The sequence below is a fragment of the Parasphingorhabdus sp. genome (assembly GCF_048267785.1).
Classification (GTDB): domain Bacteria; phylum Pseudomonadota; class Alphaproteobacteria; order Sphingomonadales; family Sphingomonadaceae; genus Parasphingorhabdus.
Map to the genome: position 1 here is coordinate 1 of NZ_JBLWWU010000016.1, position 25,629 is coordinate 25,629.

Genomic DNA, 25,629 nt, shown 5'->3' on the forward strand with positions numbered 1-25,629 from the left:
GCCTTCATTGCTTCTTTCTTTCCGGCAGCCTGATCACGCGGGTCGTCTTAACAGACGGCGAACACGCGTATAGCTTCGATGCTGTGCGCTGGAAACTTGCTGCTATTACAAGGTATTACATTTGACTAAATTTTCTGATTTCGCATTGGCGGAACCTATTCAAAAACGCGTGGCCGAAGGCGGCTACACCACTCCATCTCCGATTCAGCAGCAAGCCATTCCCCCGGCGCTGGAAGGCAAGGATATTCTCGGCATCGCGCAGACCGGAACCGGCAAGACCGCCGCGTTCTCGCTGCCGTCGATCCATCATCTGCTCAACAACAAGAAACGTGCCGGCCGCTTTGAATGCCGCATGCTGGTGCTCGCGCCGACCCGGGAACTGGCGCGGCAGATTGCCGACAGCATGATCGGCTATTCCAAGGGGCTCGGCATTTATGTGACCTCGGCCTTTGGCGGCGTGCCGATCAACCGGCAGAAACGCGTGCTTGAACGCGGTGTCGACGTGCTTGTGGCCACGCCGGGCCGTCTGCTCGATCTGGTTGACCAGCGCTTCCTGAACCTGAGCAAGGTCGAAATATTGGTGCTCGACGAAGCCGACCAGATGCTTGATCTCGGATTCATTGTACCGTTGAAGAAAATCGTTCCGTTGCTGCCAAAACAGCGCCAGAGCCTGTTCTTCTCGGCGACCATGCCAAAGACAATCTCTCAACTGGCGGACCAGTTCCTGACCAATCCTGTCCAGGTATCGGTTGCACCGCAATCGACCACGGCAGAGCGGGTGGACCAGAAGGTCACCTATATCAACCAGGACGACAAGCAACGCCTGCTGAAGGATTTCATCAACAAGGAAAATCCCGATCACATGCTGGTCTTTACCCAGACCAAACATGGCGCCGACAAGGTCGTGAAAAACCTGATGGCGGTCGGTATCCACTCCGCCGCGATCCATGGCAATAAAAGCCAGCCGCAGCGCGAACGCGCTCTGGGCGATTTTCGCAAGGGCAAGATCAACATTCTCGTCGCTACAGATATCGCGGCGCGCGGTATTGACGTCGACGGCGTCAGCCATGTGATCAACTTCGACATGCCCAATGTGGCGGAACAATATGTTCACCGGATCGGCCGGACGGCGCGGGCAGGGGCGAGCGGTATTTCTTACTCGCTGGTTGCGCCTGACGAGCGCCAGTTTCTCCGCGATGTGGCGAAGCTGACCGGTGTGAAGCCCGACGTCATCGCGCTTCCGGAAGGCTATGACGAACCGCCACGCGAAGAGGTGGCACCGCGCATCTATGGCCAGAAGCCCAAGAAATATGGTGCGAAACCGACGCGCAGCGGACCGCCGAAAAACAAGCATAGTTCGCGCAAGGGGCGCCCGGGCGGCGGTGGTTCCGGTCGTGGTGGTCCGGGCTCGAATGCGAAGAGCGACGGGCCCAAGCACTGGAACAACGGCGCCAAATCGTTCAAGCGTCGACAGGCCCGCAAAGCCGATGCCTGATCTATGCGGAGATTAGCGCCTTGCCGTCGGCAAGCGCGCTGATTTCCTCATCACTCAAATCCAGCCAATCCTGAAGCGCGGCAACATTATGTTCGCCGCGCTTTGCGGTTTTGGTATCGGTGTCGATGCCGCTTTTCGATTTCGAGAAGCGATAGGGAGATTGTATGGTGCGGCGTGGATTTCCCGCATCATCGGTCACATCGACGACCACACCGTTCGCTTTCACGCTGGGCTGTTCGTAGATTGCAGGCCCAAAGGGATGGACTTCGCCCCAGGCGAGATTGAGCCGGTCGAGCGTGGCGGTGAGCGCCGCGAAGCTTTCATGTCCCAAGATATGCTTTTCCATCGTCTCGCGCCGCATCCGAACCTTGGTTTCAATATCCGCTCCCTCCGGTGTCGGATCGGCAACGCCGTCCCGGGTCGAGAATATCACCCAAATCCATTTCATATCACCGGTGATCAGTATCTTGCGATTATCGGGCGCATCCCAGACGCTATTTTCTTCCGGCTTCGGCCATGCGTCCTCTAACGCCCAATAAGCATAATCGTCGACCGAATGGAGCACGTTGATCATCGCCAGATCAATATGCTGTCCTTCACCCGTTTGGTCCCGGGCGCGCAGGGCGGCCAATATGGCGACAATACCGTGGAGCGAGCTATAGCTGTCCGCAACCGCGAGCTGGATATCGGTCGCTTGCCCGCCTCCTATTTGCTGCTGCCGCGCAATCAATCCGGTTTCTGCGTGCAGGACGGGCGCATAGGCTGCCTTTTCCCGGTCTGGACCGGTTTGGCCATAGCCTGAAATGGAGAGCATGATAAGTCCGGGATTGACCTTGCTCAAATCATCCCATCCGATACCGAATTTGTCCATGATACCGGGGCGGAAATTCTCGGTGACGATATCGGCCTCGGCGGCCAGTTTCAGAATCAGCGCGCGCGCACCATCCGCTTTCAGGTCGACACAGATATTCCGTTTGCCAATATTCTGTTGCAGATAATAGCCGCTGACTCCTTCAACCGGATTGCCGAGCTTGCGCGTGACATCGCCTTCCGGCGGCTCGATCTTGAGCACATCTGCGCCAAGATCCGACAACATCCGTGTCGCATAAGGGCCTGCAACCACGCGGGTAAAATCAAGGACTTTCAGCCCTGCTAGGGGAAAATCTGTCATATTCTCCTGACGTCAGAGTTTCATCTGCTGTTTCATCGTCTTTTCCGTAGTCGCGCCATAAGGGGGAAGGAAACCAGCAATTTTGGCAATATTGATTTTCGGCTGGCGATAAACCGCTTTCGCATGGCTGAATTCCTTGAAGCCGTCCGGCCCGGTATAAGCCCCCATGCCGGATGGTCCGACTCCGCCGAACGGCAGGTCATGCTGGGCGATATGGAAAATCACATCGTTGACGGTCACGCCGCCTGAAATGGTCCGGTCCAGCACCTTGCGCTTGTCGCTTTCCGTCTCGCCAAAGTAATAGAGGCCGAGCGGCCGGTCATGGTCGTTCACATAGTCGATCACTTCATCGAGATTGCGATAGGTTTTGACCGGCAGTACCGGGCCGAAAATTTCTTCCTGCATCACGCGCATGTCGTCATTGACATTTTGCAGTACGGTCAGCGGCATCTTGTTGCTGTTGGTGTTGGAAAAATCCTCGTCGCCGGGATTGACCACGGTCTGCTTTGCGCCTTTTTTAACGGCGTCGTCGATCAATCCCTGCAAGCGTTCCTTGTGCCGGCCATTGATCACGGAGGTATAGTCGTCATTGGCGATCAGCGTTGGATATTGTTCCGCGACATTCGTTGCAATGCCTTCGACAACCGCATCTTCCTTGTCCTGCGGCACCAGCAGATAGTCGGGCGCCAGGCAAATCTGGCCGGCGTTCATCATTTTACCCATGGCGATCCGCTGGGTTGCCTTTTCGATATCGGCATCGGGACCGACGATCGTCGGCGATTTGCCTCCCAGTTCCAGCGTCACCGGTGTCAGATTTTGCGCGGCAGCCGCCATCACATGTTTTGCGATTCCGCCACCGCCGGTGAAGATCAGGTGATCCCACGGGATTTCGGAGAAGGCCTTGCCGGTTTCCGGGCCGCCGGTGATCACGGTCATTTCCTCCGGTGCAAAATATTCGGCAACGAGTTTTTTAACCAGTTCGCCAGTCTCCGGGCAGAATTCGGAAAATTTGATCATCACCCGGTTGCCGGCACCAAAGGCTCCGATGGCCGGGTCAAATGCCAGATTAATCGGGAAATTCCATGGCGCAATGACACCGACAACGCCCTTGGGCTGAAATTCCACCTGACCGCTGGCGCCGAGCAGGCCGAGCGGGAAATCCATCTTGCGCTTTTCCGGGCGCATCCATTTTCTCAGATGCTTCTTGTGGTCCTTGGCATGGCCGACAACGGACATCAGGTCGGTCATCACGGTCTGCACCGCGCTACGATGGCCAAAATCATTAGAGACCGCTTCGCATAAAGCTTGCTGGTGATCGATAATCATTTGCGCGGTCCGGTTGATCCGGTCCATCCGCGTTTCATAGCTCACCGGCAATTCGGCATGAAAGGCTTTTCGCTGTGAGTCAAAGAGCCTCAATATCTCGTCTTTGCTGACTTCACCGGCTGCTGCTTCCAATGCTTCCATTTCTGCTCTCCAAAGAACGGGGGCTTTGTCGCCCTGTCAAAATCCATTTCAATTGGCTAACTAAAAGGATTATTGACGACTTGTCGAGAGCGAACCGGCTATTGCACCAGGAGATCAATTGCTGCGGCGGTCGCTATCAGTTGTTTTGCTTGCTTGAGATGCAAAAGCTCCGTCATCTTCCCGTTTACCACGATAACGCCTTTACCGACGTTGGCCGGGGCGTTGAATGCCGCGACTATCGCCTCGGCTTCGACAATGGCATCGGGATGGGGAGCAAAGACCCGATTGGCGGTTTCAATCTGTGCTGGATGGATCAGGGACTTGCCATCGAAGCCGAGTTTCTGCGCTTCCTGACATTCCGTTTGAAGACCAGCGGGATCGTTGAAGTCATTATAGACACTGTCGATGATATTCAGTCCATAAGCGCGCGCCGCAATAACCGATTGCGTCATGACGGGGGCGAAAATTGAACGATCATGGGACGCCCGCATCTCTTTCGCCAGATCGTTGAATCCCATCACAAAGCTCGTCAGCCGTGTTTTCGGACCAAGAGCTGCAATGGCTCCAAGATTCAATATGGCCTGCGGCATCTCGATCATTGCCCATAATTTGGTGGTCAGCTTCGCATCGAGATCATCGATGATACCATCGATCCGGATAATATCCTCTGCGCTCAATATTTTGGGTACCAGCACGGCGTCTGCCTTGCTGAGACAGGCTTGCCTGAGATCATCGGCGAACCAGACTGTCTCCATCGCATTGATCCGGACGACCAGCTCCCGGTTGCCATATTCCCCGGATTGCAGGGCAGCGCAGGCATTTTCTCGCGCGTCATCCTTGGCGTCCGGTGCGACGGCATCTTCCAGATCGAAAATAATCGTGTCGGCGGGGAGGGTCTTTGCTTTTTCCAGCGCACGTTCGTTGGATGCGGGCATGTACAGGCAGGATCGGCGGGGGCGAAATGTTGTTTGGGTCATATTGGCGCTATATCCAATGCGGCGCGCCGTGCAAACCGATCTGGAACAGACGACGGAATTTTCCTTCGCGATCAGATGGGCATCGGCCGGTTCACCATCGATGCTTGAAAAGCATTGACCCCGGCTTCCGGCTAGACCAATCGGACTTCCATGCAATGGTTTGAAATCAAAATCTGGCTGGAATCATCAATCGGACTGGATCGTGACTCTCTGCACATTTATGCGGGTGTCGGGATTCAGTTGGCGGTCGCTCTGTTCTGCCGTCGCTCTCTTGCCAGCCCGATTCCGTGGCTCGTCGTCGTCGCTGCTGCGTTCGCCAACGAATTTTATGATTATACCCATCTTGGGGAGACGTTCGAAAAATATTCGAAATATTATCACGAGGAAGCGATCAGAGATATCTGGAACACTCTGCTGCTGCCCACATTGTTTCTGCTGATTGCAAAATTCTGGCCGACCTGGCTGACCGGCAAGCACCCTGCGGACAAGGAAATGGATAAACCGGCGGAGACCTCCCCGCCAATCTAGTCCTTTTCGTCGAGCATCTGAGCTATTTTTCTTACATTTTGGGATTGCCCGCGCGGCAAGACCACGACCTTGTTTTCGTGGGTAACGATGATCAGATTTTCTACACCGAGCACGGCGACTTCGAGATCGTGACTATGGATCAGGTTGCGGTGTGAATCGATTGTCTCGGCCTTGCCAAAAATGACATTCGAATTTTGATCCTTGTCGGAGATGTCGAACAGGGAATCCCAGCTTCCGACATCAGACCAGCCCGGATTTACGGGGGTAACCGCAATTTTTTCCGCTCGTTCCATGATCGTATAGTCAATCGAATCAGAGGGCGATGAAGCAAATGCGTCCGGGTCCGGATAACAAATCTCGTTTTCCATCCGTTTCCCGCTCATCGCCGATCGACACGCATCGAGCATTTCGGGGGCGTGTTTTTCCATGGCCGTCAAATAGCTGTCTGCCCGAAACAAAAATATCCCCGCGTTCCAACAGTAGCCGCCATTCACCAGCATTTTTTCGGCTTTTTCCTGATCGGGTTTTTCGACAAATCTGTCTGCAGCCAGACTTTTGCTGCTGCCGACAATCTTACTGCCCTGCTGGATATATCCGTAACCCGTTGCCGGCTCGGTTGGTTCAATGCCGAATGTCACCAGCCAGCGGGATTGCGCGACGGAAATTGATTCCTGTACGGCTTTTTGAAAGGCCGCGACATTTTTGATGATATGGTCGCTCGGCATCACCAGCAACAAGTCGGTCGGGTTCTCGGCGGCAAGCGCAGCAAGCGCGATGGCGGGGGCGGTATTGCGCGGGCAGGGTTCCAATATGATCGCGCCGGGCGTTGCGCCGACCTCCTGCATCTGTTCCTGCATGATTTCGATATGGTTGGAGCAACCGACAATGATCGGATCGCGATAAAGTCCCTGGTCCGCGCAGCGCTGGAACGTCAGTTGAAACATGCTCAGCGGACCAAGGAGGTTCAGGAATTGCTTTGGTTTCTCTCGGGTCGAGAGCGGCCATAGCCGGGTCCCGGAGCCACCGGATAATATAACGGGGGTAATGCGGGCTTGTTGCGGCATGATCAGAAACTCATTATGTCGTGCAGGCGATAAACGATTTTTCGTTCTTGGACAAATCGATATCGGACAATTGCGGGCAGATTCCACATTCTCCCGGCTTGATCAGTTTGCCGCGGACGGTGACAGACCCTTCCAGTGGGATGACTTGCCATTCCTTGCTGGCGGTTTGCGACAATAGCGTGTCATCACTGCCAACAATCTGGAACAATTCAAACGGTGAGCCAAGCGAGAGGCGGCTTGATGCGTCGGTCGGGACCACTTGGCTATATTTCATATCATAAGATGACAGCTTAACAACCGCCATTGCTTCGTCGAGGTGAAGTTCGCGCGGACGTCCATAGTCATAAATACGATAGGTGATATCAGCATTTTGCTGGACTTCTAACAGTGAAATGCCTGGTCCAATGGCATGGATCGTTCCCGGGGGAATGTAATAGAAATCGCCTTTCTTGACCGGCTTCCAGTCAATAAGCTGCTCTATTTCTCCTAATATTGCTGCCGTTTTCAGCTTGGTAGCGCTTGCAGGATTTTTCAAACCCAGGCCCAGACGCGCATCTGGTTCGGCATCCAAAATATACCAGCATTCAGCTTTGCCATGTGGTAACCCGATCCGGCGTGCCTGTCGGTCGTTGGGATGCACCTGTATCGACAGCTTTTCGCTGGTGAAAAGATATTTGGTCATAAGTTGAGGCGTTATCCCCTTAGGGGCCTGAAACCGGATTTCGCCAATTTTCTTGTCACTTTTGTGGTTGAAAATATCAGGCAAAAGCTCTTGCCCCCATGGTTTCTCAACAAATTTCCGCTTCAGCTTCATGATCAGGATTCAGGAATCATTGGTTTCGTCCCACGCTCGTATATACCATGCCGGACTGCGCGACTTCCGTCGGGTTGTAAATATTCCGCAGGTCGACCAACACATTTCCTTTCATGGCCTGAGCGAGCTTCTTCAGGTCCAGCGCACGAAACGCATCCCATTCGGTCACGATGACAACTGCGTCCGCTTCTTTTGCAGCATTATAGCTGCTGTCTGCCATTTCAACGTCCGGTAAAATATTTTTCGCCAGTTTCATGCCTTCCGGATCATAGGCTGTCACTTGCGCTCCACCATCGATCAAGGTCTGTGCGATAGTGATGGAAGGAGCGTCTCTCATATCGTCGGTATTGGGCTTGAATGTGAGGCCCAGCAAAGCCACCTTTTTGCCGCGCACATCACCGCCGAGGGCATGAATCACTTTGCGGCCCATGGCGCGTTTGCGCTGATCATTCACTTGCACCACCGTTTCGACGATGCGAACCGGGCTATCGTTGTCCTGCGCCGTTTTCATCAAAGCCAGCGTATCCTTGGGAAAGCAGCTGCCGCCATATCCCGGACCGGCGTGAAGGAATTTTGATCCGATCCGGTTGTCCAGTCCGATGCCCCGGGAAACTTCCTGAACGTCAGCGCCAACTTTTTCACATAGATCGGCGATTTCATTGATGAACGTGATTTTTGTCGCCAGAAATGCATTTGCAGCATATTTGATCAGTTCCGCCGTGCGTCGTCCGGTAAATAATATTGGTGACTCATTGAGGAAAAGCGGGCGATAAATTTCGGTCATCACGTCTTTTGCCCAGTCATCCTCTGTCCCGATGACGATACGGTCGGGACGTTTGAAATCACGAATGGCGGCTCCCTCACGCAAGAACTCGGGATTGGAAGCCACGGAAAAACGGTCTCGTGGCTGCTTCTTCTCGATTATAAGTTCAACTTCGTCACCAGTCCCGACGGGAACGGTCGATTTGGTTATGATCACGGTCCGTTTGGTGATGGAATCCGCGATTTCTTCGCTGGCGGCATAAACATAGCTTAAGTCGGCATGGCCATCGCCCCTTCGGGAGGGCGTCCCCACTGCGATAAAGATTGCATCGCAATCTTTTACCGAACCGGCCAGATCGGTCGAAAAGGACAGACGCTCTGCGGCAACATTGCGTTCGACAAGGTCAGCCAGCCCAGGTTCGAAAATGGGCATGATATTCTTGTTCAGATCCGAGATTTTTTGCTCGTCTTTGTCGACACACACCACTTCATGGCCGAAATCAGCGAAGCAGGCACCCGAGACCAGGCCGACATAACCGGAACCTATCATTGCAAGTTTCATTAAATTTCCTCGAATAGTCGGCGTCTTGCCGTAAAAATCTCGCGGCTTTTGGCCCGGGGGCGACCATAGGTCAAGTTTGCAGAAATCGGACCGTGTTTAAAGGCTTTTCCATTCATTTGCGAAATGCTTTCATCAATTGATAAATGAAGGCGGGTCAATCCTGTTCCCTTATCGTCAAATAATCACAATAGCCGGTGAAACACTATGTTTGAAAGTGCTTGGCCAAACCGATACTGACGGGTAAATATACCAGACAGGGGGGCAGTCCTAAAATCGAATGCCAGCTTTGAGAAATAAATGATTGAAAATATGACAACAGTTGCGACGTCGTTGCTGGAAAAAATAGCCAAGTTGGCTCGCTGGCAAAAAAAGACGATCGTGTTTCTGGTCGATCTGCTGCTCTGTGTCCAGTCGATCTGGATCGCTTACTCCCTCCGCATCGGTGTTTGGGTCCTTTGGGATATCGCCGTTCAGAAGATCGTACTGGTCTGCCTGTTGACGATGATTCCTGTCTTTATCCTGAGCGGCGTTTACAAGGCGATTTTCCGCTATGCGGGCACCGGGATGATGAAAACGCTGGTTCGTGCGTTCATCATATATTCGGTCGTTGTCGGCTTTGTATTCATCATAGTGGGGGTAGATGGAGTGCCCCGCACAATCGGGGTGATACAGCCGGTTGTGTTTTTCATCATGGTCGGCTTTGTCCGAGCCGCCGCACGATATCTGATGATCGATATTCTGGGCCGAAACCGGTTCGCCGGCGAAGTAAAAAATGTTCTGATCTACGGGGCGGGCAGTGCGGGACAGCAACTTGCAGCGTCAATGCGATCACAACCTGCCATGCGATTGTGCGGATATGTAGATGATGATCGGCGACTGAATGGGCAAAGGCTGGACGGTGACAAAGTCTACTGGAGTGGCGATCTTCCGAAGTTGATTGATGAGCGGAATATAACCGAAATCCTGCTGGCCTTGCCACGGATCAACCGTAAAAAACGTCGTAAAATTGTGGACCAAATCCGCGAGTTCAAAGTCCACGTGCAAACCTTGCCGAATATGCAGGAAATAATCTCCGGCAAGATTTCGTTCAGCGATATTCGGGAACTTGACATCGAAGACTTGCTTGGTCGTGAGCCAGTTTTACCCAACGAATTGTTGTTCGGAAGGACCATTGTCGGAAAGACCATATTGGTGACCGGAGCGGGGGGATCAATTGGTGGAGAGCTTTGCCGACAGATTGCGAAATCCGGGGCACGCCGCCTGATCTTGTTGGATCTGTCCGAATTTGCTCTCTACGCAATAGAGAAAGAGCTGAAAAATCTAATAGCCGGTCAAAATATCACGGGGCTGGAATTGATACCGGTTCTGGGCTCGGTCGTTGATGGCGCCAAGATGGCTGAAATATTCTCAATGTGGAAGCCGGACACGGTTTTCCACGCGGCTGCCTATAAGCATGTCCCGCTGGTAGAAGCCAACCCGATAGAGGGGATTAGAAACAATATTCTAGGAACGAAAACGCTCGCTGCCGCTGCACAGGCGGCACAGGTTAAGGATTTCATTCTGATCAGCACGGACAAAGCAGTGCGTCCGACCAATATAATGGGTGCGACCAAGCGAGCGGCTGAACAGGTGGTCCAGAATTTGGCTGACGCGGGCGGCGTGACGAAATTTTCCATGGTCCGATTTGGTAACGTCCTTGGTTCCAGTGGTTCGGTGGTTCCCCTGTTCCGCAAGCAAATCGAGCAAGGTGGCCCGATTACCCTGACCGACCGCAAGGTTACACGCTATTTCATGACGATACCGGAGGCCGCTCAACTGGTGATTCAAGCCGCCGGCATGGCAAAGGGCGGTGAAGTATTTGTGCTCGATATGGGAAAATCAGTAAAAATTCTGGATCTGGCGGAGACAATGGTTCGCCTTTCGGGGCTGACCGTGCGCGGCGACAATAATCCTGATGGCGATATAGAAATTGTTGAAGTCGGACTGCGCCCGGGTGAAAAACTCTATGAAGAGTTGATTATCGGCAGTGATCCACAGACCACCCAGCACGCACGCATAATGAAGGCTCACGAATCCTATCTTGCGGCGGACAGGCTAGATGAACTGATTGCGAGTTTGACGAACTGCCGCGATCCGAAGGCTGCTATTACATTGCTCAAGGCCCTGGTCCCCGAATTTATGCACGAACGAGACAATGTTAAAATGGAACAGGCTTCTTGAGCGCAGGATTTCGATTGTCCGCGGAAACGGTCTTCCCCGACCGGTTTTTCGCGAAATGCACTTTCAGCGTTTGAAAAGCCCGAAGGGCACAATTCGATTTTGCGCGTCATGCCCGATATCCGAACGGCCTAGATAGGGAATGCCATTTGCTTCCGACCAGCGCCGGGCAATCGCCTCGGGGCTTTCCCCAAAGGGTCGATCATTTTCGGGGACATCGCTGACGCGGCCCAATTTCAGCCCGGACAGGCCATGACCTGCCAGGTTGCTGCAGAGGTGAAACATCGCGCGGTCAAAGGCGTATAGATATTCCGCTATCTCCTCGACGATCAGAATATGGCCTTTCAGATCCGGCATCAGATTCGTTCCGGTCATCATGGCGATCGTCATCAAATTGAATGCAGCGTGTTTTTCGCCGTTGATCAGGTCAGGCGCAAGCGTATCGGGTTGTCTATCCACGAGCCAATCCAGAGCCCGTTGAATAGCCTTGTCGCCGTCCATTCTCCCAATGTCAGTAGGCATCGGACCATGAGCGATCTCGCCGATGTCCGCGCGATAGAGCGCGCCCAGCAAATTTCCTGCGTCGCTATAGCCGAGATATGTTTTGCGTTTTGCGCTACTGTCCAGCCGGCTAATGGCGGTAGCCGCTATACGCGCAGCGCCATAGCCGCCGCGGGCAAACCATATCGCATCGATTGTCGGGTCGTTGGCCAGGGCGACGAAACTGGCGGCGCGCTGTCCGTCGCTACCGGCAAAATGCCCGTGCTCGAGAAAACATTGCTCTTCGAAGATCAATTCGGCCTGTGGATGGGTTTCGGCGGCGAGCGCGATAACGCGATCAGCACCTTCTCTTGAGAAAGGGGTCGAGGGCGCACAAATGCCGATGCGGACTGGTGAAGAGATTGATTTTGTTCCTTGCGCCATTGCCAAATAGGGAGAGAAGCAATAGCGCGAAAAAATGAGTGAAGACAAATCCTATTATTTTTGCGGAATCGGCGGTTCCGGAATGTTGCCTCTGGCAATGATTGTCAAAGCGGCTGGCGCCCGGGTCGCCGGATCGGACCGCGCATTGGACCAGGGGCGCTTGGCCGACAAGTTTCAATGGCTGCAAGATCATGGAATCAGGCTGTTCAAACAGGATGGCAGTGGCCTCGTCGACGGCAATCAGATATTGATCGCTTCCGCGGCAATTGAGGATAATGTTCCCGACGTCGCACAGGCCATCGCATTGGGGTGCCGGCGAATGACGCGGGCTGAGCTTTTGGCCGAGCATTTTAACGCCGTGCCGTGCAGCATCGCGGTCGGCGGAACCAGCGGAAAGTCTACCGTAACCGGAATGATCGGCTGGATACTGACCGAAGCGGGCCGTGATCCGACGATCATGAACGGTGCCGTGATGAAGAATTTTGTGAATGATGACGCCCCGTTTGCCAGTTCCCGTGTGGGTGCGGGTGCGTTGATGGTGAGCGAGGTGGACGAAAGCGATGGGTCCATCGCTCTGTTCGATCCCGAAATAGCGGTTCTCAATAATGTCAGCCTCGATCATAAAAGCCTGGAAGAGCTGAGAATATTGTTTGGTGATTTTATCGCCAAATCGCGACACGCAATCTGGAATCATGATGATGAGGAATCCCGGACACTTGTCGGTGCCCGCCATCTGTCAAAGGCGTCCAGTTTCGGATTTTCCGAAGGCGCCGACTATCGGGCATTGCAAGTCGAGGAAAAATCTCTTGGCAGCAGTTTTGTGTTGCGAACTGGTGACGCGGACTTCGGGGTTTTGCTGCAAGTGCCAGGTCGGCACAATATCGCCAATGCGCTGGCGGCGATAGCGGCTTCTTGTGCAATCGGTGTTCCGGTTGAGCAGGCCATAGCGGCGATTGAATCATTTGCTGGCCTTGCTCGCCGATTCGATATTATCGGAACCGGAAACGAGATTACGGTGATCGACGATTTTGGCCATAATCCCGATAAAATTGGCGCGACGCTTGCGACCCTCAAGGCTTTTCCTGGTCGGGTTGTGGCTTTCTTTCAGCCGCATGGATTTGGTCCGATCAAAAAAATGGGGACAGAGCTTGCCGGAGTCTTCTCCGAAAATCTCAATGGCGATGATCGCGTCATCCTGTGTGATCCGGTCTATTTTGGCGGTACGGTTGATCGTACACTGGGCAGCAAGTCCATTGTCGATGCGATCAACGCAGCAGGGGGTGAGGCAGAATATTTCGCCGCGCGGCAGGATTGCGGCGACAGAATGGTCGAAATCGCAAAAGCGGGTGACCGGATCATCATCATGGGGGCACGCGACGATACATTGCACAGCTTTGCACAATCCGTTCTGGCTGCGGTCACCAAGGGTCAATCCTAGGGCAGCGAGATTCGATACGCATTGCGGGAGATGATTTCGCGCACGATCCCACGGTCCCGATCAGGCCAACAGCAAATCGACACGGACGACCTCGCCGCATCGCATCGGTCAATCGGATGTCATCCCTCGTCAATTTCATCTCCCGATTGATTCTCGAAAATAGACTCTAAGCGACCTTCAAACGGCATCGGTCGACCTGGATGAGGGTTAAGGCATTGGTAATCTATGTGAGGAAAGAGTTAATGTCCTTGATACAGCACAGGGATATTATTGAAATTATCCTTTTAATACAAACGATCACGAATTTACCAACGTAACATACTGTATCAATTGCCGTGTCTAACTGACATTTAACCTCATCGCCGGGCACAAAGGATGGGCAAGCGGGGGCAATCCCAATCTTGCCTGTGGTAACCCGAATAATTTGCCACAGTTGTCCTGACGTCGGTGCGTTATTCTGGTCGATATCGTAGTGATTGTTTTTGGTGGAGCGAGTGAGAAACTTGCTCGTTTCACCATCGGGCATATGTCTGATTGCCTCCCGCTTGCAAATAAGTTGTGGGAAAATTCATGCAGTCAGTCGGTCTCATATCAGTGGAGGTAAAAGTCGTTTTCTTGCGACTTTTCTGCTGTGTGAAAATCGTTCCGCTGGCGATATTATTTGCTGTTACCAACAGCATTTTACCGGCGTCGGCGTCGGAGGCGCCGGAACCCAAGCATGTCCAGACCCCGAATGGCAGCGGCGAGGCGACGGCTGTCTCGCGGGTGCGCGTGATCAAACCGTTCTCGATGATTGCGACTGCTCAGGCGGCAACCAAATCACATGACGACGGAATCTCTGTTTTGCGTCGCACGGTCACGCGTTCTTGCTCGGCTATGCTGCCCGCTGACCCAAATCGTGGCGTAGCTGAAGCGTGTGAATTGCGTTTGGTAGAATTACAATGAACCGGAGATCTGGGATGAAAATGCTGGCATCCACCATGAAATATCCCGTGGCAAAGCTGAAACCTGGATGCCTGCGCCGTCGTCTTGTCGCGATGTCTGGTGGATTTTCAGCGGGGATAGCATTGATCGCTTTCGCGGTGCCGGCACCCTTGTTTGCAGATGCCGCCACGGGCGAAAACATTGCGATCGCTCTGTCGAGCAGCATTGTTGCAAGTCCGCTTGGAACGGGGGACGATGCCCGGGTCGTACCGGGCGCTGTGGTCGAGTTTTCTGTTGCGGTGACGGGGCCGATCGCGACGGATTCACCGGTAACATCTTTTGCAATCACCAACAGGATTCCCGATCAAATGTCGCTTTTTGTGGGTGATCTGGCGCAGGCGGGCACGGGGCCGGCCCTGTTCATGGACAAGGACAGTGGCTTGATGTTCCGCTTCGACGGACTTGCAAGCGAGACAGATTCAATCGAATTCTCGGGCAATGGCGGCAAGACTTATGATTATGTCCCGGTCGCCGATGCCGAAGGCTTTGATCAGAATGTCACCCATATCAAACTCCGCCCGCACGGCCCTTTGCGGCCGGCCAATCACGAATATGAGCGTTTCTCCATCGGCTATAGAATGAAAGTGAAATAATGAAAAATGCTGTTCAGCCTAGTGCACCCTCGACGGAATCCATCGACATTGGTCAGGTGGCACCAGACCGGAGGCGGCAAAATCGCCATATCGCGATGCTTCGTCTTGCCAAGATAAAGGCGGAATTCGGCGAGGGATGGGGCTTTATCAAAAATCTTTCAGCCACCGGAATGATGGTTGAAGTGCATTCCGGTTTTGATTTGGGGAACAGAATCTCTGCGACTTTGAATGAAGAGCAGGAACTGAGCGGCATCGTGCGGTGGCGCGAACAGTCGCGGGCCGGTGTCGAGTTTTCCGAACCCATTGATGTCGCGAAGATACTTGCCAAACCAGATTATATCAGGTCGGGATGGATCCCGCGCCTGCCGCGCATAGAGATGCAGCATCCGGTCAATCTGTATCACGGATCGCAGATCATCCCTGCCAATATATGCGATATTTCGCCCGCAGGTATTTGTGTAAGAACAGATTATTGCTTCGAGGTTGGTAAAAGTCTGAAGCTGTCAGTGCCAGAATTACAGGATATACAAGGTGTAGTGCGCTGGCAATCGGGTGACCGGGTCGGAATTGTATTCTCTCAGCGGCTTCCGCTGGATGACATGATGATCTGGCTGTCCACCTTCCATAACGCTGACAGAATCCATAGCGGGGGGCTTGTTGCGCTCGACAAGGCCGAAGACAAGACGGGTTCTGACGATCCGACATCGGATTGTTTGCCCTATCAGGTCATCGGACATGATGAACGGGATAAAGAAATTTTGATCGAGAAAGTGGATTCGGCGACAGACGCTCTCGTTCAGTTCAAGGCGACGTCGAAGTTCTTTTCCAAGGTAAGCATCCGCAATGCGGACAATGTTGCACTGTCGATCGGAGAAATTGTCCTGCGCGCCTATGAAGAAGAAGGAGGAACAGCCAAATCTCAACTTGGCTGAACATTGCGACTTTCTTGCTATTATCCCTCCCGAGATCAAGATGTTGACCAGAAATCGTGAGGAAGATTTTTCTCCATTTCGGACAGCTGGCTGAAACAATTTTTTGCAATAATTTCGGTAAATTTTGCTTTATTAATCTATTCATGTCATGAATTAATATCGATAGGCCTTATCATTATTAACCATTTTTAATAATGATGGTCATATTATATGGTTTGCAAATTAACCGAAACGGTGCTCGTCGGTTGATGAAACATACTGTAGCACACAGCGAATTATTTGTGATGGGATGAGAGATCCTGTTAAGACGCAAGGGTATGGTCGCCGCATGTTGTCAGTTTATTTTTTATCCCTAGTGATATTCGCCTTGGTTATAGCCGTTGTGGTCCTGGTTTACGGGTTGCAGAAACTCCGTGCAAACTTGCGTGCTGTGGCGCTGGAGCTTGAACGCTGCAAGCTGACTCTTGAAATTTCGGAGGATGTGGGCCGCTTTGGTTCCTGGCACCTGAATGTGACGACAAATATCGTGAAATGGTCAGATTATGTCTTTGACATGCACGAACGCAGACATTCACTCGGCGACCCGATGCTCGAACAAGCGGTCAATTATTATCATCCGACGGATCGACCGATCGTGGAATCTGCCGTTCAGCTTGCCATAGAGCAGGGCGAGGATTTTGAGTTCCGGGCGCGAATCATTACCGAACAGGGAAAAGAACTGCCTGTTCTGGCCCGCGGCACCTGTCAGATCGGTGTGAATGGTAAGGTGTTGGGAATATTCGGATGTGTCGTTGATTTGAGTACACCCGAGGACCGACAAGTCGCCTGATTTTCGATATTTTCGGCATGTTCAGCAACCATCTAAGGAGACGTGCGTAGATAGAGCGAGAGCAACGGGCTTGCTCAACGCTTAAGCCGGCTGACCGCCACCGACCAGGAAAGGGCCTTGCCAGTTTTGAATGAAGACGAAAAACTACAACTTTGCCTGGAGCGGGACCGGCTGCTTTGCACTCCGGAATTTGCACGCTCTCCGACGATGAGCAAACTGCTCCGATTTCTTGTCGATCATAAATTGCTGGAAGAAAGCAAGCCTCTGACGGCTTATACCATTGCCGTTGACGCTCTCGGGCGCGACGACGGGTTTGATACCCAGATAGACAGTTACCCCCGTGTACAAATCGGCCGTCTCCGCCGGATGCTGGACCATTTCTATCTCCGCGAACCGAGTGAGAACCGGCTTGCCATCCCCTATAATCATTATGAAATATTCGTCCGTCCCAATGAACCGGTTGACGGCGCGGACAATATGGTTGGCAGGCCTGAAACGGATGCCCAAACACCCGATGACCTCGCCACCGCGTCATTTGCTGCTGCTACTGACGGAGGTTCGGCGAAAAGCGTCCTGTCGGCTGGTCACGGTCGTATTATGGCAGCTCTTCTTGTGCTTATATTGGCGGCAATCGGCGCTCTCTATTATTCGCAACGGACCGAAGGCCTGAACCAATCCTCAATCGCCTATCCATCGATAACCGTAACCGGGCCTGAAGATGTCACCATGTCTTCGTCCCGCGCAAAAATTCAAATGACTCACAGCTATCTGATCGGGGCGCTGAAGAGGTTCGACCAATTGCGCGTTCTCAGTGACGATGCGGATACCGGAGAGAAGGCGCAATATGTGCTCGAAACGTCGCTTCTGAACGAAACAGCAGACCGAATTCAGCTTCGTCTCATCGACCGAGCTACCCGGGAAGTGATCTGGTCGAGTCCGATTAAATTGGAGGGCAACAATAAACTCGAGGCGGATCTGGATCGGGCTGTCATTGCTATCGCAAGCCTTCATGGAAAGATTGCACAGCATGACCTGTCAAAATATCGTGGCGATTATTCTTCCGGCTATCCGTGTCTGCTCCAGTTTCAGCAATTTTTGCGGTATCAGGACAGGGCGATGTTGAAGCCCGCGTTGCAATGTATGGAGATTTCGGCGAAACAGTTTCCCGATGACGCTTATCTGATGAGCATGCTTGTCGTCGCCAAAAATATCTCCAAACAATATGGCGATCAGTATGAAATAGACGGCGTGAGCAAGGACTTTGCGCTGAAAGCGGCGACGCTGAACGATGATAGTGCATCCGCAACATTTGCAGTTGCGCAGAGCGCATTTTTCGAGGGCGACTGTCACCGAGGCTTAGCATGGGGAGAGAGGGCTGTTCGACTCAATCCGCTGAATTCCAGAATAATGGGATATTTGGGATTATATATGCTGGCATGCAATATGCCCGGAGGCGAAGCACATGCGACAAGGGCGTTGCAAATCGATCCCGATGCAGATTTGACAATAGTGGCGACCTTGGCGATGCAAAAACTGCGGCGCGGGGATGCCAAGGCGGCTCAGCAACTGGCATCGCAATATATGGATTTGGCGCCGGGCCCAACGCCGGGGCTGGAGATCAGCTATATTCTGTCGACAGCGACGCTTGGTGACAAAGAGGAAGCGCGAAGGGCCTGGCGGCAACTTGCGAAGCGATCCAATCTGCCAGCAACGGCTTCGCCGGGGGAAGTGCTTGGCAAATGGATGTCCAATCCTCTGTTAATCCGCCAGCTTGAATCTGATTTTGCGCAAGTCCCGCTCGATTGATTGCCTTCGTCGGGGACTGGTCGCTCAATTTTAAAAGCTGGTCATCCGTCTCTTCACCAAAACAGGCTGGGCGGATATCGGGGCGTTGCCATGCGGACGCCTGTCTATAAATCGCGCTGTCCGGGTACGCGTCGCCATTTAGTAAAATTACGTACGGAACTCCACTGATTTTGTCGATGCAGTGAAAACCATAATATTTTCAGCAAGGGGGAACGGTGATTCGAAACCAAGCTGAGGAAAAAAAGATGAGCAAGAAAAAATCAAGTGTTCCAGTTGAAACAGCATCACCCCGGCGGCAGCTTAGCCCTATGATCGCTAATGATGTGCTGGCGCCGCTCTCGCGACTGCGTGATGAAGTTGATCGGATGTTTGATGACAGGCCTGGCAACGCCTTGACTTCCCGGTGGATGCATAAATTCTACGAGAATGCCGACCCGCTAGTGGAATTGCGCGACAAGAAAAGCGAATATGAGCTGGTCGCTGAAGTGCCTGGCATGGATAGTGACGAGATTGAAATCAAACTGTCCGACGGGATGTTGCGGATTTCTGGTGAAAAGTCCGAATCCCATGAAGAAGAGGGCGAGACTTTCATGTTTTCCGAACGGCGGTACGGCAGTTTCGAACGTGCAATCAAATTGCCGAACGGTGTTGACGAAGAAAAAATCAGCGCTGACACGAAGGATGGATTGTTGACAGTCCATATTCCAAAAAGCGCTGAAGCAATTCAGAAAGAACGCAAAATTCCTATTCGCGCGAGCTAGTCCAGCGCGTCAGCCTAGCGGGCCACTTCTGGCTTTCCGACTATCCCACCTCCCCCCCCGTGCAAGGCGAAAGCCAGAGGTGGTTCGCGACTTTGGCTGAGATGAGTGCAACGCAAAGGGGTATTCGATATCATGAGCGGAAAAGCAATTCTTCTCGCCTCCGATCTGTTGGATCGTTCGTTGGAAGCTCTGATCGTCGCAGCCGCATAATTCCCTATCCGGATAGCCATCTGCTACTTGCCTATCAGGAATATGACAGTAGCTGGTTCGCATGGATCATATTGCGCGCAACCTTATGTATCATTGGGAAGCAATGTGAGGCATATGCTTGGCTGGATCAGGGAAGATGTATGGATGGTCCGCGAAAGAACCTAATATCCTCATCAGGCCATGCTATCGAGCGCCCGCCGGAGCGCAGCGAGCATTTTTTCCCGGCCTTCTTGGGTCGGCTGTTCGAGTATCTTTTGATCGACCTCGGCCCGCAATGCCGCGAGCTTTGATACCCAGTCGCGTGCGGCGGTAAGGCTGGTGGCATCCGGTCGGCCAGCGGATTTGCGTGTGGCCGCTTCGGCTGGAGAGAGCGTCCATGTCTCGCCCAACGCGGGAACAATAGCGGCGGGCAAATCCGGACTTTCTCCCAGAATTTCTGAAAAGCTTTCGAGTGCGGATGGATCACCGTGGACCAGAAAAAGCGATCCGCTAATCGGCGTACGATCCTTGATCCATTCCACCAGTCCACTACGGTCGGCATGATTGGAATAGCCACTAAGCGAAGCAACCTCCGCCTTCACGATGACATCATGGCCGGAAATGCGAACACGCTCTGCACCATCCCTTAGCACCGATCCCAATGTGCCGGCGACCTGATAACCCGAAAACAAGAGTCGCGATCTACGGTTCGGCAGGTTGCGGATCAGATGGTGTCTTATCCGACCGCCCTCGCACATGCCCGAACCCGCTATGATGACAATCCCGGTCATGCGATTCAGCTTTTTGGATTCCGCGACGCTCTCGATGAACCGGATATTGGTGCGCTTCAACATGTCCGTTCCGCTATCGCGGTAGCGCATGACCGCCATCGTCAGTTTCTGGGCCAACGGGGAATCCAGAAAAACATTGACCGGCCCAAGACGTTTCGATGCAAACAATGCATCGAAATCCTCAAGGATCGCCTGAGTCCGTTCCAGCGCGAACGCAGGGATCATCACGTTGCCGCCGGCTGAAATCACTTCCTCGACATGGCGCGCCAGTGTCTCGCGCCTTTCGCTTACCAGCACCGGTTTGCGATCGCGATCACCATAAGTGGATTCGCAGATAACATGATCATAGCCACCAATTTCCGATGCGGTACAATTGATCGCTCGCCCTGGCCCGATGTCGCCGGAGAATAGCAACCGCTGGCCAGCGATATTGATTTCAATCGATGCCGATCCAACGATATGACGCGCATTCCAGAAGCGGAAAGACACGTCATCGTCGAGGCGGTTTTCTTCACAATAGGCGGCCGTACGGATATTTTTGTGGAGTGTCGCGATGTCCCCGTCATCATAGAGAGGGACGAACGGGGGCAAGCCGGCTCGGTCCGCCCGGCGATTGCGCCGCTCGGCATCAGCGGCTTGCAACTTGGCGGCATCTTGCAAAAGAGGCTTGATAATGTCCGCGCTCGGCGCAGTGCAATATGTCTTGGCCTTGCAACCACAAGCATAAAGATAGGGGAGCCTTCCGCTGTGATCGAGATGCGCATGAGTCAGCAGCACCGCATCGATTTTTTTCGGGTCAAAAGGCAGGTCTTCGTGGTTCAAGGCTTCGAGCGAACGCGTCCCCTGAAACATGCCGCAATCGACCAATATTGTCTTACCGGATGCCTCGATTTCAAAACAGGATCCGGTGACCGTTCCTGCCGCCCCGTGAAATGTTATATTTACACCACTCATTCAATTCTTCCCCCCGGAAAACAGATTTCCAAGGTCAATGCGAGACCACCAGCGGCACCGGGCAGTCGCGGAACAGGTTGCGGGTTACACCACCAAACAAGAATTCCCGGGCCCGGCTGTGGCCATAGGCTCCCATTACGATGTAGCTGGCGTTCAATGTATCAACGGTTGAAAGCAGAACCGCCTCGACCGATGACTTGCTGGCCGCGATCTCATGGATTTCGGACTTTATGCCATATCTGGAAAGATATTCTGATGCGTTGAGGGGAGGGAGGTCATGGTCCTTGTCTTCCTCGACGACAACAATGTGTACGTCGCTCGCCAACTGAAGCAGAGGCACGGCTCCGCGCAAGGCGTTGCCCGCTTCGAAACTGCCGTTCCAAGCGACCACTGCCGGGCCAGCGACGTCGAACTTTTTCATGTTGTCCGGCTGGACGACCGCCGGAATATTGGTGTTAAAAATCACGTCACCCAAAATGCCGAGGGGCATCGTATTGTCTTTTATGCCGCTACACGAACTGAGGACCGTTATGTCGGCCAATGCCGAATTACGGGATAATCCTCTTGCTGGGTCCGCATTGATTGCCTGATAGTCCCATGGCACATCTTCGACTGCCAGCCGTTTTTCCAGTTCCGCCCTCAATTTCACGTCGGATTCCTGTGCATATTTGCTCATGTCGTAAACGACCGACATACCGGTGATGCCATCAAATGCCATTTGCGGAAGATAGGGATTGGGACGCAGGCAATGGAGATGCCCTTCGAGCGCACGGGTCAAATCCAGCGCCGCCTGATAACGTGCATCAAGCCCGGAATCGTCATTTACATAAAGCAGCACGGATTTCATCTTGTCTCTCCAGTTCGAACAGCTCTCAAGCTAATTCCACGTCTTGCTCTTATATGGCGGTGCGCTGTATCAGGAATAATACGGATATGAGCAATATTATCAGCGGATTATCGCTAATGAAAAATGATCGCCCGATTAATCCTGCCAAATAAGGGGGGCGACCGGTGTCGGGATCAGGCTGCGGAATCTCAATCAATAATCGAGCGGGCGCAGAAGCCGTATAGAACTCAATGATGGAATTTCTCGCCGAGATAAAGGTGGCGCACGGTTTTGTCGTCCAGCATGGCATCGGGTGTGCCGCTGAACACGATCCGGCCTTCATGGAGAACATAGACCTGATCGAGAAAATCAACCATTTCGCGCACATTCTGATCGGTGATCAAAATGCCCACATTGTGCCTTTCCAGATCTGCAATCATTGCCTTGATATCCCTGACCGAAAGCGGATCGATGCCGGCAAACGGTTCATCAAACAGCATGACAGTCGGATTGGCGGCCATTGCTCTGGCAATTTCGCAGCGCCTCCGTTCGCCGCCCGACAATGCGCGCGCCGGTGTCTTGCGGACATAATCAATATGAAATTCCTTGAGCAAATCGTCCAGTTTCTGCGTTCGTGCAGCCCGATCCGGTTCAAACAGTTCGAGCACGGTCATGATATTCTCTTCCACCGTCAGCCCGCGAAAAATCGAGGCTTCTTGCGGTAAATAACCCAGCCCGCGCAGGGCGCGCTGATCGAGGGGCAAATTCGTTATATCTTCGCCATCGAGGAAAATATGGCCGGAGCTCACCCGCAGCAATCCTAGTATCGAGTAGAAGGTCACCGTCTTGCCCGCGCCATCCCGGCCGAGCAGGCCGACAACTGCGCCTTGCCCGACTTCGAGTGAAACGTCCTTCAGGACCTTTCTTCGACCAAATTTCTTGCTGATCGAGACAACAGATAGGCCGGTTCGTTCCGGCGCTGCTGTTTCTGGGAACCGCTGAAAAATCGGAAGAATGTTATGCTTCAATGGCTCACATTGCCCCCAATTGGAAAATAGAAATGGTAAATGGCGAGGCGGCGTAATAATATCAGGAAGTTTACGTATGTTTCCATTTTCTGCCATCGCGGTAGACAGGAACATGGCCAATGTCCTGAAAGCCGGTATCTTTTATTGTCTCGGTGTTTTTATGCTGGGGTTTGTTTTGGGAGCGTTGCGCATGCTCTTCCTGGTGCCATATGCCGGGCCGGTGGTGGCGGTCCTGATCGAAGTCCCTGTAATGCTTGTTTTTGCCTGGTTCTTCTGTCGGATGCTGACCAGACGATTTGCAATTCCGCCCGAACCATATGAACGCCTGGTGATGGGGCTGGTTGCCTTTGCCTGTTTGATGGCAGGTGAGATGCTGATCGCACTCTTCCTGCAACAGCGAAGCCTGACAGATTTTTTAATGGCATTTGATTTGCCGGAAAATCGTATCGGACTTGGCGGTCAGATCGCTTTTGCTCTGTTTCCGGTGATACAATGCTATACGGAGCGCAGGACGGAACGATGAGATCGAACGACATTTTCCCGTCACTGGTTGCATGAAATGGATATCACAGGCCATTGGCCAGTTCATCCCTGAACCGGGGATGCGCGAGCCCGATGAGGGCGTCAGCGCGCTGGCTGAGTGATTTGCCTTTCAGGTCAACCGCACCATATTCCGTGACCACGATATGCGTGTCGTTCCGCGGGGTCGTTACCGGTCCATCCAGTCGCGGGACGATGCGCGAGACGGTGCCGTTGCGGGCCGTGGACTGGCAGGTGATGATTGACTTGCCGCCTTTTGAGGCCGTGGCACCGCGCACGAAGTCCAGTTGACCGCCCGAACCGCTATACTGGCGGCCCATCAGATGTTCCGAATTGCACGCGCCGCTGAGATCGATTTGGAGCGTGGCGTTGACCGAAACCACATTATTATTCTTCGCAATGTGCCGGGGATCGTTGACAATATTGACCGGCGCGCTGTGGATCGCCGGATTGTCATCCAGAAAATCATAGAAAGCCCGATCACCCATGGCAAAGGTGAAGACGCTGCGACCGCGATAGGTGGTCTTGGCCTGATTGGTGACCGCACCGCACTGGACGAGGCGGGCGAGGGCAGGGGTCATCAATTCAGTATGGATGCCCAGATCCCGGCGGTCTTCCAGCAGGGCGCAAACCGCTCCGGGCAGTGCACCAATACCCATTTGCAAACAGGCCCGGTCGTCGATCATGTCGGCGATGGTGGTTGCAATCTTTGCGTCGACTGTGGATATGTCCGGCTCGGGAACCTCGGCCAGGGGTACAGTATTCTCGACAACCGCATCGACCTCTGAAATGTGGAGCAGGGAAGCTCCGAATACCCGCGGCATATTGGGATTGACCTCAACCACCAGCTTTTTTGCATTGCGGGCGGCAGTGGTCGAATAATCATTGCTGGTGCCAAAGGTGAACCAGCCATGTTTGTCCATTGGCGACACAGTCGTCACGAAAAGGTCGAGCGAAACCTCCTTCGCAAATAAGTCCGGAGAAGCGCTGAAAGCGACCGGTACAAATTCGATCGGGCTTTTTTTACCCGGCGCCTGGGCGCTCAGCAATCTGCGTTCAATCGAACTCAAAAACATGCAACGTGGGCGAATGCGCCCCAGAAGATCGGACCGCAAAACCGTATCGCCCGCATGATCCATCGAGTGGAAATACCAGAGCTTGAGATCGTCGACGCATCCGCTTTCCGCCATATCGGCAAGAGCACCGAGCAGCGCCGGCGGCTCCGCCGTAGCCATGCCCATCGCCATATGCGCGCCGGATTTCAATCCCAGAACGGCCTCCTCGGCGGTTTTAAGCCGGGAACGATATTCGTTTCTATGCGTCACCGCGAAACTGAAACCGGGTAAGGAATCAGGTCCTCAGACGTCATGATTGGCAAGCATTTTTGCGAGTGGCACGGAATCATCCGCTCCAAATGCCTTGGGAATTTCAGCAAGCAATCGTGCGCTGGTTTCTGGGGCCATATGTTTTCGGATAACACCCAACGCCCGCGGAGCTGCAACGAGGATGACACCCGCTTTCGTCTCCGAGACGATTTTTTCGATCCGCTGCGCGACTTCCGTGTCAAAGCGATCTTCTTCCAGTTGCTGCAAATCTGTAAGCTCATGCGCTGCCCTGCGTGAAGAAGCGCTCTGGAAAGTGCGTCCTGGCTTGTCGGTTCCGAGCTCCGAGGTACGGAACGCAGGATTTTTATGCTCTTCAATCAGTTCCAGTACCGGTGCAAAGGCTTCGCCGATATTCTTGAACATGGCCATGCGGGAACCGTCAACCGCGATCACCTTGCTATCCTTGCGTACCAGCATATCATTTTCCCATCATATTTTTTTGCCCGCAGACTTTTTAATAGGAGAGCAGGCTGGCGGCGATAGGTATTGTTACGGACTCCGCGATCCGGACGACCCAATGACGGTTGCGCCGTGCCAGCCAGCCCTACGAATCATTACGTAGCGACAAAGGATTGGCGAACCGGGAGAATGC

23 protein-coding genes are annotated in these 25,629 nt (G+C 53.3%); 11 read left to right on the plus strand and 12 right to left on the minus strand.

Annotated elements, in window-relative coordinates:
- Positions 1 to 121 precede the first annotated feature (121 nt).
- Positions 122 to 1,495, plus strand: a complete 1,374-nt coding sequence (locus ACN0VD_RS12760; protein ID WP_417594830.1) for a DEAD/DEAH box helicase — start codon at positions 122 to 124, stop codon at positions 1,493 to 1,495.
- A 1-nt stretch (position 1,496) separates the two neighbouring features.
- On the opposite strand, the gene ACN0VD_RS12765 is transcribed toward ACN0VD_RS12760, so the two are convergent.
- From ACN0VD_RS12765 to ACN0VD_RS12775, 3 genes are all read right to left on the minus strand, one after another.
- Positions 1,497 to 2,666: a CaiB/BaiF CoA transferase family protein gene (locus tag ACN0VD_RS12765; protein ID WP_417594832.1), complete on the minus strand. Its 1,170-nt coding sequence runs from the start codon at positions 2,664 to 2,666 to the stop codon at positions 1,497 to 1,499.
- 12 nt (positions 2,667 to 2,678) lie between these two features.
- Entirely contained in the window at positions 2,679 to 4,133 is a 1,455-nt protein-coding gene (locus ACN0VD_RS12770; RefSeq protein WP_417594834.1) for a coniferyl aldehyde dehydrogenase, read from the minus strand.
- Between the two features lie 98 nt (positions 4,134 to 4,231).
- Complete coding sequence (locus ACN0VD_RS12775; RefSeq protein WP_417594836.1) at positions 4,232 to 5,110, minus strand: HpcH/HpaI aldolase/citrate lyase family protein; 879 nt, start codon at positions 5,108 to 5,110, stop codon at positions 4,232 to 4,234.
- Positions 5,111 to 5,260: 150 nt separating this feature from the next.
- Between ACN0VD_RS12775 and ACN0VD_RS12780 the strand changes: the two genes are divergently transcribed.
- Entirely contained in the window at positions 5,261 to 5,638 is a 378-nt protein-coding gene (locus tag ACN0VD_RS12780; protein ID WP_417594838.1) for a hypothetical protein, read from the plus strand.
- Here ACN0VD_RS12780 and ACN0VD_RS12785 read toward each other — a convergent pair.
- The 3 genes from ACN0VD_RS12785 to ACN0VD_RS12795 form a co-directional block, all read right to left on the minus strand.
- The gene (locus ACN0VD_RS12785; protein WP_417594840.1) at positions 5,635 to 6,702 is read right to left on the minus strand and encodes a mannose-1-phosphate guanylyltransferase/mannose-6-phosphate isomerase; all 1,068 of its coding nucleotides are present in this window, start codon (positions 6,700 to 6,702) and stop codon (positions 5,635 to 5,637) included. The two genes, ACN0VD_RS12780 and ACN0VD_RS12785, sit on opposite strands and share 4 nt — an antisense overlap.
- Positions 6,703 to 6,715: 13 nt before the next feature.
- Positions 6,716 to 7,384 carry a class I mannose-6-phosphate isomerase gene (locus ACN0VD_RS12790; protein WP_417594842.1) on the minus strand — a complete coding sequence of 223 codons (669 nt, stop codon included), beginning with the start codon at positions 7,382 to 7,384 and terminating at the stop codon, positions 6,716 to 6,718.
- A 148-nt stretch (positions 7,385 to 7,532) separates the two neighbouring features.
- On the minus strand, positions 7,533 to 8,840 hold the full coding sequence (locus ACN0VD_RS12795; protein WP_417594844.1) for a UDP-glucose dehydrogenase family protein: 1,308 nt from the start codon (positions 8,838 to 8,840) through the stop codon (positions 7,533 to 7,535).
- Positions 8,841 to 9,149: 309 nt separating this feature from the next.
- Between ACN0VD_RS12795 and ACN0VD_RS12800 the strand changes: the two genes are divergently transcribed.
- A complete protein-coding gene (locus tag ACN0VD_RS12800; RefSeq protein WP_417594846.1) occupies positions 9,150 to 11,060 on the plus strand; it encodes a polysaccharide biosynthesis protein in 1,911 nt (636 codons plus the stop codon).
- A 63-nt stretch (positions 11,061 to 11,123) separates the two neighbouring features.
- Here ACN0VD_RS12800 and ACN0VD_RS12805 read toward each other — a convergent pair whose 3' ends face one another.
- Positions 11,124 to 11,981, minus strand: a complete 858-nt coding sequence (locus ACN0VD_RS12805) for an LD-carboxypeptidase (RefSeq protein WP_417594994.1) — start codon at positions 11,979 to 11,981, stop codon at positions 11,124 to 11,126.
- Between the two features lie 34 nt (positions 11,982 to 12,015).
- On the opposite strand from ACN0VD_RS12805, the gene ACN0VD_RS12810 reads away from it, so the two are divergent.
- The 7 genes from ACN0VD_RS12810 (at position 12,016) to ACN0VD_RS12840 (ending at position 19,324) form a co-directional block, all read left to right on the plus strand.
- Positions 12,016 to 13,419, plus strand: a complete 1,404-nt coding sequence (locus ACN0VD_RS12810) for a glutamate ligase domain-containing protein (RefSeq protein ID WP_417594848.1) — start codon at positions 12,016 to 12,018, stop codon at positions 13,417 to 13,419.
- Between the two features lie 570 nt (positions 13,420 to 13,989).
- Positions 13,990 to 14,364: a hypothetical protein gene (locus ACN0VD_RS12815; RefSeq protein ID WP_417594850.1), complete on the plus strand. Its 375-nt coding sequence runs from the start codon at positions 13,990 to 13,992 to the stop codon at positions 14,362 to 14,364.
- Between the two features lie 14 nt (positions 14,365 to 14,378).
- Complete coding sequence (locus ACN0VD_RS12820) at positions 14,379 to 14,996, plus strand: hypothetical protein (protein ID WP_417594852.1); 618 nt, start codon at positions 14,379 to 14,381, stop codon at positions 14,994 to 14,996.
- Positions 14,996 to 15,928 carry a PilZ domain-containing protein gene (locus ACN0VD_RS12825; protein ID WP_417594854.1) on the plus strand — a complete coding sequence of 311 codons (933 nt, stop codon included), beginning with the start codon at positions 14,996 to 14,998 and terminating at the stop codon, positions 15,926 to 15,928. Before ACN0VD_RS12820 ends, ACN0VD_RS12825 begins: the two co-directional genes overlap by 1 nt.
- Positions 15,929 to 16,256: 328 nt before the next feature.
- On the plus strand, positions 16,257 to 16,757 hold the full coding sequence (locus ACN0VD_RS12830) for a PAS domain-containing protein (protein WP_417594856.1): 501 nt from the start codon (positions 16,257 to 16,259) through the stop codon (positions 16,755 to 16,757).
- A gap of 117 nt (positions 16,758 to 16,874) precedes the next feature.
- Positions 16,875 to 18,563 (plus strand): hypothetical protein, encoded by a 1,689-nt coding sequence (locus tag ACN0VD_RS12835; RefSeq protein ID WP_417594858.1) that lies wholly within the window; start codon positions 16,875 to 16,877, stop codon positions 18,561 to 18,563.
- A gap of 245 nt (positions 18,564 to 18,808) precedes the next feature.
- Entirely contained in the window at positions 18,809 to 19,324 is a 516-nt protein-coding gene (locus ACN0VD_RS12840; protein WP_417594860.1) for an Hsp20/alpha crystallin family protein, read from the plus strand.
- A gap of 383 nt (positions 19,325 to 19,707) precedes the next feature.
- Here the strand turns inward: ACN0VD_RS12840 and ACN0VD_RS12845 are convergent, their stop codons facing one another.
- The 3 genes from ACN0VD_RS12845 to lptB form a co-directional block, all read right to left on the minus strand.
- Positions 19,708 to 21,258, minus strand: coding sequence for an MBL fold metallo-hydrolase (locus ACN0VD_RS12845; RefSeq protein WP_417594862.1), 1,551 nt, complete (start codon positions 21,256 to 21,258; stop codon positions 19,708 to 19,710).
- 34 nt (positions 21,259 to 21,292) lie between these two features.
- Positions 21,293 to 22,105, minus strand: a complete 813-nt coding sequence (locus tag ACN0VD_RS12850; protein ID WP_417594864.1) for a universal stress protein — start codon at positions 22,103 to 22,105, stop codon at positions 21,293 to 21,295.
- A 227-nt stretch (positions 22,106 to 22,332) separates the two neighbouring features.
- Positions 22,333 to 23,112 carry an LPS export ABC transporter ATP-binding protein gene (lptB, locus tag ACN0VD_RS12855; protein ID WP_417594866.1) on the minus strand — a complete coding sequence of 260 codons (780 nt, stop codon included), beginning with the start codon at positions 23,110 to 23,112 and terminating at the stop codon, positions 22,333 to 22,335.
- Positions 23,113 to 23,188: 76 nt separating this feature from the next.
- On the opposite strand from lptB, the gene ACN0VD_RS12860 reads away from it, so the two are divergent.
- Entirely contained in the window at positions 23,189 to 23,635 is a 447-nt protein-coding gene (locus tag ACN0VD_RS12860; RefSeq protein WP_417594868.1) for a hypothetical protein, read from the plus strand.
- Between the two features lie 43 nt (positions 23,636 to 23,678).
- On the opposite strand, the gene ACN0VD_RS12865 is transcribed toward ACN0VD_RS12860, so the two are convergent.
- A complete protein-coding gene (locus ACN0VD_RS12865) occupies positions 23,679 to 24,977 on the minus strand; it encodes an acetyl-CoA hydrolase/transferase family protein (protein ID WP_417594870.1) in 1,299 nt (432 codons plus the stop codon).
- 33 nt (positions 24,978 to 25,010) lie between these two features.
- Positions 25,011 to 25,454, minus strand: a complete 444-nt coding sequence (locus ACN0VD_RS12870; protein WP_417594872.1) for a host attachment protein — start codon at positions 25,452 to 25,454, stop codon at positions 25,011 to 25,013.
- Positions 25,455 to 25,629 lie beyond the last annotated feature (175 nt).